The 12,222-nt window shown below is 66.0% G+C and carries 10 protein-coding genes; 5 read left to right on the top strand and 5 right to left on the bottom strand.

Annotation, left to right across the window (positions count from 1 at the left end; all coding sequences use genetic code 11):
- Positions 1-65 precede the first annotated feature (65 nt).
- Together WDM91_19855 and WDM91_19850 are read right to left on the bottom strand one after the other, a co-directional pair.
- Positions 66-509, bottom strand: coding sequence for an Hsp20 family protein (locus WDM91_19855; GenBank protein MEI9996859.1), 444 nt, complete (start codon positions 507-509; stop codon positions 66-68).
- A gap of 148 nt (positions 510-657) precedes the next feature.
- Positions 658-1,080, bottom strand: coding sequence for a hypothetical protein (locus tag WDM91_19850; GenBank protein ID MEI9996858.1), 423 nt, complete (start codon positions 1,078-1,080; stop codon positions 658-660).
- A gap of 185 nt (positions 1,081-1,265) precedes the next feature.
- On the opposite strand from WDM91_19850, the gene WDM91_19845 reads away from it, so the two are divergent.
- Both WDM91_19845 and WDM91_19840 read left to right on the top strand, forming a co-directional pair.
- Complete coding sequence (locus WDM91_19845) at positions 1,266-1,589, top strand: SCP2 sterol-binding domain-containing protein (protein MEI9996857.1); 324 nt, start codon at positions 1,266-1,268, stop codon at positions 1,587-1,589.
- Between the two features lie 133 nt (positions 1,590-1,722).
- Positions 1,723-2,649, top strand: coding sequence for an alpha/beta hydrolase (locus tag WDM91_19840; GenBank protein ID MEI9996856.1), 927 nt, complete (start codon positions 1,723-1,725; stop codon positions 2,647-2,649).
- Positions 2,650-2,694: 45 nt separating this feature from the next.
- On the opposite strand, the gene hisN is transcribed toward WDM91_19840, so the two are convergent.
- Entirely contained in the window at positions 2,695-3,495 is an 801-nt protein-coding gene (gene hisN / locus WDM91_19835) for a histidinol-phosphatase (GenBank protein MEI9996855.1), read from the bottom strand.
- Positions 3,496-3,651: 156 nt separating this feature from the next.
- On the opposite strand from hisN, the gene WDM91_19830 reads away from it, so the two are divergent.
- A complete protein-coding gene (locus WDM91_19830; protein MEI9996854.1) occupies positions 3,652-4,503 on the top strand; it encodes an SDR family NAD(P)-dependent oxidoreductase in 852 nt (283 codons plus the stop codon).
- Here WDM91_19830 and typA read toward each other — a convergent pair.
- The gene (gene typA / locus WDM91_19825; protein ID MEI9996853.1) at positions 4,500-6,335 is read right to left on the bottom strand and encodes a translational GTPase TypA; all 1,836 of its coding nucleotides are present in this window, start codon (positions 6,333-6,335) and stop codon (positions 4,500-4,502) included. The two genes, WDM91_19830 and typA, sit on opposite strands and share 4 nt — an antisense overlap.
- Before the next feature lie 311 nt (positions 6,336-6,646).
- On the opposite strand from typA, the gene WDM91_19820 reads away from it, so the two are divergent.
- On the top strand, positions 6,647-7,831 hold the full coding sequence (locus tag WDM91_19820) for an efflux RND transporter periplasmic adaptor subunit (GenBank protein ID MEI9996852.1): 1,185 nt from the start codon (positions 6,647-6,649) through the stop codon (positions 7,829-7,831).
- A 7-nt stretch (positions 7,832-7,838) separates the two neighbouring features.
- Positions 7,839-10,991, top strand: coding sequence for an efflux RND transporter permease subunit (locus WDM91_19815; GenBank protein MEI9996851.1), 3,153 nt, complete (start codon positions 7,839-7,841; stop codon positions 10,989-10,991).
- A gap of 142 nt (positions 10,992-11,133) precedes the next feature.
- Here WDM91_19815 and WDM91_19810 read toward each other — a convergent pair whose 3' ends face one another.
- Positions 11,134-12,078, bottom strand: coding sequence for an aldo/keto reductase (locus WDM91_19810; GenBank protein ID MEI9996850.1), 945 nt, complete (start codon positions 12,076-12,078; stop codon positions 11,134-11,136).
- Positions 12,079-12,222 lie beyond the last annotated feature (144 nt).

Below are 12,222 nucleotides of genomic sequence, written 5' to 3'. Positions count from 1 at the left end.
CACACCTCCAAACGGAAAGGCCGGACACCTTCCGGCATCCGGCCTTTCCCATTTCACGCGAAGCCTCAGGCTGCCTTGGCCTGGCCTTCGATGGTCGCCAGCGCCGGCGCGTTGATCGCGATGCGGCGGGGCTTCTTCTCTTCCGGGACGACGCGCTCCAGATCGATGTGGAGCAGACCGTTCTGCAGCTTCGCGGCGCGGACTTCCACATGCTCGGCGAGCTGGAAGCGGCGCTCGAAGGCGCGGCCGGCGATGCCCTGGTAGAGATAAGCCTGCTTCTCACCTTCCTCGCGCTTGCCGATGACCGTCAGGACGCCATCCTTGACCTCGACATTGAGATCCTTCTCGGCGAAGCCGGCGACGGCGACGGAGATCACATAGTGGGTCTCGTCGGTGCGCTCGATGTTGTAGGGGGGATAGCCGTTGCCCGCGTCGACGGCCTGCTCAAGGCGATGGAAGAGCTGGTCGAAGCCGACAGTGGAACGGAAATAGGGGGAAAAATCACGCATGGTTACAACCTCCTGAAAGCGTTGCGGTTTGACCCCGTCCGCAGGGACCGGGGCCGGTTTTGTGATGCCGAACGCCACGATGGGCCGCTCGACAAGCACTAGGTAGGAAGGAGTGCCAGGGCGTTCAAGGGCCGCCAAATGGGAACTTTCACCACCAAAGCAGGTGGCCGAGTCCGGCGCTCCACAACACCAGGAGAACGAAATAGGTGAAGAGGTCGATCTGCCAGGGCCGGAACGGGTAGCCGAACAGGCCGGTCGCCAGCGTCAGCAGCCAGGCGCCCTCTTCCTTGTTGTGCGGATCGCGCCATTGCCCGGACCGGATCAGGGATTCGAAATTGTTCAGGACGCAGGAGTTCTTGTTGAACTGCCATTGGAGCGCGACGGCGGGCAGAAAGCCCAGATAGAAGATCAGCGCCGCGTGCCACGGTACGACCCAGCCGATGACGATGTAGAGCATCACCGCGAAGTGGAAATAGAAGCAGAAATTTCCCAGCGCATCGCGCTTTTCTGCGGCATGCGACGGCAGCGTGCTGGCGGCCGCCGGACTTTCGTCGTCGTTCGCGAGGCTCATGCGCGGCGTCCGCTGCGGTGCAGTTTGACGGACATATTCTTGCCCTTCCCGGTTTGTGAAGGTTCTGCTTATTGGATGCGCAATGCAAACCGCGGCGGCCGGCGGTTGTCTCCGGGCGTACCGGTGCTAATAATCCCCACAATTCCCCGGCTGTTCGGCACAGGGGCTTTCGGGAAGGACACGGCATGACCTCGGCGGTCGTACAGCAGATCATCACGCAGATGGGCACGGCGCTGGGTGCCAATTCCGGACTGGGCGGCACGCTCAAATTCGATTTCGGCGACGATGGCAGCGTCCTGCTCGACGGCAAGTCGAGCCCCAATGCGGTCACCGATGGCGCCGGGCAGGTGGCGGACACCACGATTTCCATCTCGCTGGCCGATTTCGAGAAACTGGCAAACCAGGAACTCGACCCGACCTCGGCCTTCATGCAGGGCAAGCTGCGGGTGGCGGGCGACATGGGACTCGCGATGAAACTCGGTCCCGTCCTGCAAAAGGCCCGGGGCTGAGCGCCCTAACGGTCCCAGCGGTCGAAGCGCGGCAGCAGCGCGAACAGCGCCAGCAGCAGCAGGACGAAGGCGATTGCGTTCCACGCCATGGGATCGATAACCCGCGAACGCGCCACTCGTGCCATATATCCCGATGAGCGATCCCGTCTTCTCTCCCCATTTCATCAATACGCCAGGGGGCGCGCGGCTGCGCACGGCGGTCTTCGCGCCGGCCGCCGGCGGGCCTGACCGCGGCGTCTGCGTGCTGCTGCACGGCCAGACCGAATTCATCGAGAAATACGGCGAGGTGATCGGCGAGCTTCGGGCGCGCGGCTTCTGCGTCGCGACCTTCGACTGGCGCGGCCAGGGCGCCTCCAGCCGGGCGCTGGCGGACGGGCGCAAGGCGCATATCCGCGACTTCGCCGAATATGACGAGGACCTCGCGGCGTTTCTCGAACAGATCGTCAAGCCGCTGGGCGCGGCCAAGCCGCCGCTCGCGCTCGCCCATTCGATGGGCGCGCATATCCTGCTGCGCACGCTGCATGACCGGCCGACAAGCTTCTCCGCCGCGGTGTTGAGCGCGCCGATGATGGCGATTTCGACGCGCGGCCAGCCGGCCTGGATCGCCAAGCTGGCGACCGCGGTGATGAACGCGCTCGGCCGGTCCGAGGACTGGGTGCTGGGGATGGAGGGGCGCGACCCGCTCAAGCTGCGCTTCGAGGACAATCTGGTGACATCCGACCGCCGGCGCTGGGCGCAGGCCCAGGCACTGCTCGCCAAGAATCCCGATATCCGTTTGGCCGGCCCGACCTGGGGCTGGCTCAAGGCAGCAGCGGAGTCGATGGCGCTGGAAATGTCGTCCGGCTATGCCGAGGCGATCGAGACGCCCGTGCTGGTGTGCGGCGCGGGCAAGGACCGCATCTGCCTGACGCCGGCGGCGCGCGATTTCGCACACCGGCTGCAGCGCGGGACATATGTCGAGTTCGAGGATGCCGAGCACGAGATCCTGATGGAGAACGACTCCATCCGCGCGCGGTTCTGGACCGCGTTCGACGCATTCGTGGCCGCGAATACCGTTTAGCGTATCTTTCTTCCCCCCCGTGGTTTCGGGAGGAAAGATCGGCGCTCAGACGTTCAACAACGTCATCGCCGCCTGGTGCAGCTCCGGCGTCGCGGCGGCGAGGCATTGGCCGCCTTCGGCGCAGGAGCCGCCCTGCCAGTTGGTGATGACGCCGCCGGCGCCTTCGACCACCGGGATCAGCGCCGCCACGTCCCAGCGATGGAAGGCGGATTCGATGATCAGGTCGGTGAAGCCCAGCGCCATCGTTCCGAAGATGTAGCAATCGCCGCCCCAGCGGGTCATCTTCACGGCGCGCTGCACGCGGCGGAAGGCGTCGCGCTCTTCCTTCTGGAAATAGCCGTCGGGATGGGTAGCGCAGAGGATCGCTTCGGAAAGCTGCGTGCATTTGCGCACCTGCAGCGGGACAACCGCGCCACGGAAATGCAGCTCGGCCTTGCCATTGGCGCCGATGAAGCGCTCGCCGATCCAAGGTTGGTCGATGATGCCCAGCACGGGCTTCAGGTCGTCTTCCAGCGCGATCAGCGAGCCCCATTCGTGGCGGCCATTGATGAAGGCGCGCGTGCCGTCCACCGGATCGAGGACCCAGCGCAGGCCGGTCGTGCCCGGCTTCTCGCCGTACTCCTCACCCAGGATGCCGTCGTCGGGCCGCTCGGCATCGATGATGGCCCGGATCGCCTTTTCGGCGTTCTTGTCGGCTTCGGTCACCGGGTCGAAGACCGGCTGGCCGTGGATGACGGGACGCTTGTCGGTGACGTCCAGGCGCTGACGAAAATAGGGGCGGATGACCTCCCCGGCGGCGTCGGCGAGGCGATTGGCGAAGGCGATGGCGTCGGGGGATACGGTCATGCGCTCTTTTACCTCCCCGGCACGGGGAGGTCGATCCGTCGAAGACGGATCGGGTGGGGGCATGGCGAAGGGCGTGCATTCACGGATAGAGTTTCCCCACCCGACGCGCTTTGCGCGTCGACCTCCCCGTAGGGAGGTGAACCATCGAGGTCTCCCATGAAATCCGTCGTCGTCACGGGATCGTCCACCGGCATCGGCTGGGGGATCGCCAAGGTTCTCATCGAGAAGGGCTTCCGGGTGTTCGGGAGCGTGCGCAAAGCGGCGGACGGCGAGCGCCTGAAGACGGAGTTCGGCGCCAATTTCGTGCCGGTCCTGTTCGACGTGACCGACGAGGGCGCCGTCGCGCGCGGCGCCGAACAGGTCGCGGCGGCGCTGGGCGGCGCCACGCTGGCGGGGCTGGTGAACAATGCCGGCATCGCGGTGGCGGGTCCGCTGCTCTATCTCAAGCTCGACGAGTTCAAACAGCAGATCGCGGTCAACCTCACCGGGCAGCTCATCGTCACCCAGGCCTTCGCACCGCTGCTCGGCGCCGATCGCTCGCGCCAGGGCGCGCCGGGGCGGATCGTGATGATCTCGTCGGTGGGCGGCAAGAACGCCAATCCGTTCCTGGGCCCTTACAGCGCATCGAAATTCGGGCTGGAGGGCTTGAGCGAAGCGTTGCGCCGCGAGCTGATGCTGTTCGGGATCGACGTGATCGTGGTCGCGCCGGGTGCGGTCGCGACGCCGATCTGGGACAAGGCCGACCAGGTCGACGCCAACATCTATGCCAACACGCCCTACTTCAAATCGCTGACCCTGGTGAAGGACTACATGGTCAAGAACGGCAAGAAGGGCCTGCCGCCCGAGCGGCTCGGCGAGGCGGTGTGGATCGCGCTGACCACGCCCAAGCCGAAGGTGCGCTACACGGTGACGCCGGGGCCGTTCCAGAATTTCCTGATGAACGCGCTGCCCAAACGCATGGTGGACAAGCTGATAGCGGGACAGCTTGGGCTGAAAAAGAACGCCTAAGCCACTTCCGTCCGCGAGGCGCGCTTGCGGTCGTGCGGCGAGAGCTGCTTCTTGCGGATGCGGATCGACTGCGGCGTCACCTCGACCAGCTCGTCGTCCTCGATATAGGCGATGGCCTGCTCCAGCGTCATCGGCACGATGGGCGTCAGGCGCACCGCCTCGTCCTTCGACGTGGTGCGGATGTTGGTGAGCTGCTTGGCCTTGAGCGGATTGACCTCGAGGTCGTTGTCCTTGGCGTTCTGGCCGATGATCATGCCCTGATAGACCTTGGTGCCGGGCACGACGAACAGCTTGCCGCGTTCTTCGAGATACCAAAGGGCATAGGCCACCGCCTCGCCGTCGCCGGTGGCGATCAGGACGCCGTTGACGCGGCCCTGCACCGGCCCCTTGTGCGGCGCGTAGTCGGAGAACATGCGGTTCATCACGCCGGTGCCGCGCGTGTCGGTGAGGAACTCGCCGTGATAGCCGATCAGGCCCCGCGACGGGGCGCTGAACACGATGCGGGTCTTGCCGGCGCCGGTCGGACGCATGTCCTGCATCTCGCCCTTGCGCTGGCTGATCTTGTCGATCACCACGCCGGTATAAGGATCGTCGACGTCGACGGTGACTTCCTCGATCGGCTCGAGGCGCTCGCCCTTCTCGCCGGTCTTGAACAGCACGCGCGGGCGGCTGATGGAAAGCTCGAAGCCTTCGCGGCGCATGTTCTCGATCAGGACGCCGAGCTGGAGCTCGCCGCGGCCCGCGACTTCGAAGGCGCCTTCGCCGGTTTCCTTGACCTTGATCGCGACATTGCCCTCGGCTTCGCGCAGCAGGCGGTCGCGGATCACGCGGCTCTGCACCTTGTCGCCCTCGCGGCCCGCCAGCGGCGAGTCGTTGACCGACACGGTCATGGCGAGCGTCGGCGGATCGATCGGCTGCGCCTGGATCGGCTCTTCCACCGTGATGTCGCACAGCGTGTCGGCGACGGTTGCGTCGGTCAGGCCGGCGATGGCGACGATGTCGCCCGCCTCGACGCGCTCCACCGGCACCCGGGCGAGCCCGCGGAAGGCGAGCAGCTTGGTGGCGCGGGCGCGCTCGACGACTTCGCCCTTGCCGTTCAGCACCTTGATCTGGCGGTTGACGGTGATGGCACCGGATTCCACGCGACCGGTCAGGATGCGGCCCAGATAGTTGTCGGCCTCCAGCGTCGTCACCAGCATCTTGAAGGGATGGTCGTCGCCGGCGAGCGCCAGCGGCTTGGGCAGCGGGACATCCTCGACGACGCGCTTGAACAGCGGGTCGAGATTCTTGTTCTCGTCCGAAATCTCGGTGAGCTCGTTCACCGCCCAGCCGTTACGGCCGGAAGCGTAGAGATAGTGGAAGTTGAGCTGGTCGTCGTTGGCCTCGAGCGCGAGGAAGAGATCGAAGATCGACTCCAGCGTCTCCTTGGGCTGGGCGTCCTGGCGATCGATCTTGTTGATCACCACGATGGGCTTGAGGCCGAGCTTGAGCGCTTTCGAGAGCACGAACTTGGTCTGCGGCATGACGGACTCGGCCGCGTCGACCAACAGAACGACGCCGTCGACCATCGAGAGGATGCGCTCCACCTCGCCGCCGAAGTCGGCGTGGCCGGGGGTGTCGACGATGTTGATCCGGGTTCCGTGCCAGTCCACCGACGTGCACTTGGCCAGGATGGTGATGCCGCGCTCCCGCTCCAGGTCGTTGGAGTCCATGGCACGCTCGTCCATGTGCTGGTTCTCGCGGACGGAACCGGACTGTTTGAGGAGCTGGTCGACCAGCGTGGTCTTGCCATGGTCGACATGGGCGATGATCGCGATGTTGCGTATGTCCATGGATTCGGGCGCCTGGCTGGAAAGCGCGGGCTTATATAGGTGCCCATGCCGCAGAGCAACACATTGCATTTTCGCAAGGAAACTCAAGGCGAATTGAGCGGTTAACGCTCCGCATGCGAAGCTTCGATGACGGTTTGCGCGCCGAATGCTGCGGCGCGACAGTTTAAGACATTGCCGGTCTGGCAATTGGCGAAGGCCATGCTAGGACAGGCTTGGAAGCGCGGCCCGGCAGCGAATTGCGGGGGTGATGTCCTTTGGCCCAGGGACCACGCCTTGAATCCAGGCCGACGGACCGCTCTATGAACATCCGCATGCCCAGTTCCTTCGACGCCGCGACCGGCGCTGCCCAAGACCTTCCGGGTCGGGTGCGCGAGACCTATCAGCAGACCGGCACGCGCACGCGTCTGATCCTAGGCATCCTCGGCGTGCTGCTGGTGGCCGCCATCGTCGCCTGGTTCTTCATGGGCGGAACGGCACCCAAGAAGACCCCGGCACCCCCAGTGGTCGTCCAGAAAGTGACGCGGCAGGATCTCACCGTGGCCGAGCACACGATCGGCACCGTAGTTTCCGACGCGACGGTACAGATCACCGCGCGGGTTCAGGGCGAACTGCTCAAGGCGTTTTTCGTCGAGGGACAAACCGTCCATAAAGGCGACCTGCTGTTCCAGATCGATCCCAAGCCTTATCAGGCGGCTTACGACAACGCGGCGGCCACGCTGACCTCGGCCAAGGCGAAGGCCGAGCGCTATGCCCGGCTGCTGGAACAGAAGGCGGTCGCGCCGCAGGATGCCGACGATGCCAAGGCCGCCTATCTGGTGGCCGTGGCGAATGTCGACGCGGCGCGGCTCAACCTCGGCTACACCACCATCCGCTCGCCGATCGACGGCAAGACCGGGCCGATCCTGATCCAGCCCGGCAACCAGATCACGGCAGCCGGCAGCACGGGCAATGGACCGACCACGGTCGCGCCGGGCGGCAATCCCCTGGTGACGATCACCCAGATCACGCCGATCAAGATTTCCTTCGCCCTGCCCCAGGCCGACCTGCCGCGCATCCAGAGGCGCATGGCGTCCGGCATGGCGGTGACGCTGATGCAGCAGAACGCGCCGGACGCCCAGCCGCTCACCGCGACGGTGAACTTCGTCGGCAACCAGGTGAACGACCAGACCGGCACCATCGAGCTGCGTGCCAGCTTCGGCAACGAAGCCGGCACGCTGGTGCCGGGCCAGCTGGTCGATGTCGGGGTCGTGCTGGACACGGTCAAGAGCGCCCTCGCGGTGCCGCACGACGCGATCAATCTGGGACCCGACAAGAACTTCGTCTACCTGGTCAAGGACGGCAAAGCCGTGATGGTGACGGTGAAGGTGCTGCATGACGACGGCACGACCGCCGCGATCGAGGGCAAGGTCAAGCCCGGCGACACGGTGATCGTCGACGGCCAGCTGAAGGTCGTTCCGGGCAAGCCGGTGACCGTCGCCAAGCCGCAGAAGAAATAGCGCGGCCATGAACATCTCGGCGCAATTCATCGAAAAGCCGGTGATGACGACGCTGCTGATGGCGGCGCTCGTGATCTTCGGCCTGTTCGGCTATTCGAGCCTGCCGGTCAGCGAGCTGCCCAACGTCGACTTCCCGACCATCACGGTGTCGGCGAGCCTGCCGGGTGCCGATCCGGACACGATGGCATCCGCGGTCGCGACGCCGCTGGAGAACCAGTTCTCGACCATCGCCGGCATCAGCTCGATGACCTCGTCGAGCTCGGCGGGCTCGACCTCGATCACGCTGCAATTCGACCTCGACCGCAACATCGACGCGGCGGCGCAGGACGTGCAGTCCGCGATCTCGGCCGCGGGCCGCCAGCTGCCGACCAACATGCCGACGCCGCCGACCATCCGGAAGGTCAATCCGTCGGACCAGCCGGTGATCTTCATCGCGCTGCATTCGCCGGCCCTGCCGATGTCGGAGGTCGACAAATATGCCGAGACCCTGCTGGCGCGGCAGATCTCGACGCTGAACGGCGTGGCGCAGGTCAACGTCTACGGCTCGCAGAAATACGCGGTACGGGTCCAGATCGATCCGGCGCAGCTGGCGGCGCGCGGCATCGGCATCGACCAGGTCGCCGCGGCGCTGCAGAACGCCAACGTCAACCAGGCGACCGGCCAGCTCAACGGCCCGACCCAGGCGACGCTGATCCATGCCAACGGCCAGCTGATGACGGGCGCGGCCTTCAACAACCAGGTGATCGCCTACCAGAACGGCGCGCCGGTGCGGGTGCGCGACGTCGGCCGCGCCATCGACAGCGTGCAGAACAACCTCGCCTATAGCTGGTTCAACGGCCAGCCGGCCGTCGTGCTGGCGGTGCAGCGCCAGCCCGGCTCCAACACCATCGCCGTGGTCGACGAGATCAAGGCCATCCTGCCGGCCTTTTCCAAGCAGCTGCCCGCCTCGCTGTCGCTCGACATCATCTACGACCGCAGCCAGCTGATCCGCAGCTCCGTCGCCGACGTGCAGAGCACCCTGCTGATCGCCGCGGTGCTGGTGGTGCTGGTGATCTTCATCTTCCTGCGCAACCTGTCCGCCACGGTGATCCCGTCGCTGGCGCTGCCCATCGCGGTGATCGGCACCTTCGCGGGCATGGCGCTGTTCGGCTACAATCTCGACAACCTGTCGCTGATGGCGCTGACGCTGTCGGTCGGCTTCGTGGTCGACGACGCTATCGTGATGCTCGAGAACATCGTGCGCCACATCGAGGAGGGCGAGCAGCCGCGCGAGGCGGCGATGAACGGCTCGCGCGAGATCGCCTTCACCATCCTGTCGATGACCGTGTCGCTGGCGGCGGTGTTCATCCCGCTGGTCTTCATGGGCGGCATCGTGGGGCGGCTGCTGCACGAATTCGCGGTCACCATCGTGCTCGCCATCGTCGTCTCCGGCATCGTGTCGGTGACGCTGACGCCGATGCTGAGCGGCCGCTTCCTGAAGGCCGCCAAGGCGCACAAGCCGGGCGGCTTCTACGAGCGCAGCGAAGCGATCTTCGACCGCGTCCAGGGCGGCTATGAGCGCTCGCTGGGCTGGAGCATGGCGCATCGCGGTTTCATCCTTTTCCTCTTTTTCGCCAGCCTGGCCGCGACCGTCGGCATGTTCTACCTGGTGCCGCTGGATTTCATCCCGACCGAAGACCAGGGGATGATCCGTGCCCAGACCGAGGGCGCCGACCGCACCTCCTTCCTCAAGATGGCGCAGTACCAGCAGCGGGTTGCGGCGATCGCGGCGAAGAATCCCGGCGTGAAGACGGTGATGTCGTTCGTCGGCGGCGGCGGCTCGCGCACGGGCACCAACACCGGCACGCTGCTTCTGACTCTGAAGGATTCGGGCGACCGCGATTCCGCGGACGAGATCATCCGCCAGCTGCGGCCCAAGCTGGGCGCGGTGCCGGGCATCAACACCTATATGCAGAACCCGCCCGCGATCCAGATCGGCGGCCGTCAGTCGAAATCGATGTACCAGTACACGCTGCAGGACCTCGACCAAGGCGAGCTGCAGACGTCCTCGCTCAAGCTGATGAACGCGCTGGCGACCACGCCGGGGTTCCAGGACGTGACGACCGACCTCGACCTGGCGGCGCCCTCGATCAACGTCGCGATCGATCGCGACAAGGCGGCGGCCCTGGGCATCACGCCGGCCAAGATCGAGACCGCGCTGGGCGCGGCCTTCGGCACCGAACAGGTGTCCACCATCTACGGCTCGGCCGACCAGTATTTCGTCATCATGGAGCTCCTGCCGCAATACCAGTTCAAGCTCAGCGACCTGTCGCGGATCTACCTGTCGGCGGCGGACGGCACGACGCTGGTGCCGCTGACCTCGGTGGTCAAGCTGACGCCGGGCACCATGCCGCTGACGGTGAATCACCAGGGCCAGCTGCCGGCGGTCACGATCTCCTTCAACCTCGACAAGGGATACTCGCTGGGCGATGCGCTGAGCTCGATCGACCGGGTCAAGGCGCAACTGCACCTGCCCGACACGGTGAGCGGCTCGGCCCAGGGCACGGCGCAGGCCTTCCAGAGCTCGCTGAGCAATATGGGCCTGCTCCTGCTGATCGCGCTGATCACGGTCTACATCATCCTGGGCATCCTGTATGAGAGCTTCATCCACCCGCTGACCATCCTGTCGGGCCTGCCTTCGGCGGCGGTCGGCGCGCTGATCACGCTGTGGCTGTTCCACCAGCTCTTCACCGCGGGCATCACCGGATCGGACACGCCGCTCAGCGTCTATGCCTTTGTCGGCATGATCATGCTGATCGGCATCGTGAAGAAGAACGCGATCATGATGATCGACTTCGCGCTCCACCGGCAGCGCAGCGAACACGTGCCGCCGGAGAAGGCCATCGTCGAAGCGGCGCTGGTGCGGTTCCGGCCGATCATGATGACGACGATGGCGGCGCTGATGGGCACGCTGCCGATCGCGATCGGCTTCGGCGCGGGCTCGGAGTCGCGGCGGCCGCTGGGCCTGGCGGTGGTGGGCGGCCTGCTGGTCTCCCAGCTCCTGACGCTCTACATCACGCCGGTGATCTACACCTATCTCGATCACCTCGGCGAGCGCGCCGGCCATTTCCGCTGGCGCAGCCTGTTCGGCGGCGGAGCGCGGACGCAGCCGGCGGAGTGAACCTGTGTGCTTCGAGGCTTGGTTCGCGGCGTTGCCGCGAACCAAGCACCTCAGCATGACGCGGTCGGTAAATGCGGCAAAAATGAAACCGCCATCCTGAGGTGGCCGCACAGCGGCCCTCGAAGGATGGCGCAGCGCCGACCTAAGCCGTTTTCTGCGTGATGCGATCGACTTCGGCGACCTCGCCGGCGGACAGTTTCCAGCTTGCCGCGGCGGCATTCTGGTCGATCTGCTCGGGCCGGGTGGCGCCGGCGATCACGCTGGGCAGCCAGGGATGCGCCAGCAGCCAGGCGAAGGCGAGATCGAGGACCGTGCGGCCCCGCGCCTCGGCGAAGGCGGTCAGCGCCTCGACGATGGCCCAGTTCTCCTCGGTCATGTAGGTGTCGGCGAAACGGCCGGCGCGGGCATAGCGCGTTCCGGCCGGCGCCGCTTCGCCCTTCTTGTACTTGCCGCTGAGCAGGCCGCTGGCGAGCGGGAAATAGGGCAGCAGGCCCATGCCCTCGCGGGTCAGTTCCGGCAGCAGCGCGGTTTCGACGTCGCGAACGACCAGGCTGTACTGGTCCTGCGCCGTGACATAGGCCGCAAGGCCGTGCTTGCGCGAGGCCGCATGTGCCGCGGCCAGCTGGTCGGCAGGCAGGTTGGAACAGCCGATGGCACGGACTTTCCCCTGTCTCACCAAGTCGTCGAGCGCCCGCAGGGTCTCCTCGATCGGCGTGTCCGGATCGGGGCGGTGCTGCTGGTAAAGGTCGATCCAGTCGGTCTTGAGGCGCCTCAGGCTCGCCTCGCAGGCCTCGCGGATATAGGCGGCCGAGGCGCCGGATCTGGCGCCCGCGTCGTCCATCGGCATGGCGAATTTCGTGGCGAGCACGATGTCCTTGCGGCGGGCGCCCAGGATATCGCCCAGCTGCTCCTCCGAGCCGCCGCGATTGCCATAGACGTCGGCGGTGTCGAAGAGGGTGATGCCCAGGTCCAGGGCGCGATCGACCACGCGGCGCGAGGCGTCCACCTTCAGAGTGCCGAAATTGTTGCAGCCGAGGCCGACGACCGAGACCTCTATGCCGGACGTGCCGAGCTTGCGCGTTTCCATGGTTGGCTCCTGGGCGGCCGGTTGGATACCGAAGGCTAGTCCATCCGGCGCGGGCGCGGAACGGCGGGCGCCGGCCAGCGACATCGGCGACCGCCGGCGGCAAAGAAAAAGGGCGCCGCTGCCGGCGCCCTTTTCCGGGAAAGA

The organism is Rhizomicrobium sp. (assembly GCA_037200385.1).
Lineage (GTDB): Bacteria > Pseudomonadota > Alphaproteobacteria > Micropepsales > Micropepsaceae > Rhizomicrobium.
Note: the sequence above shows the minus strand (reverse complement) of the source record. Positions and strands in the feature narration are given on the sequence as shown.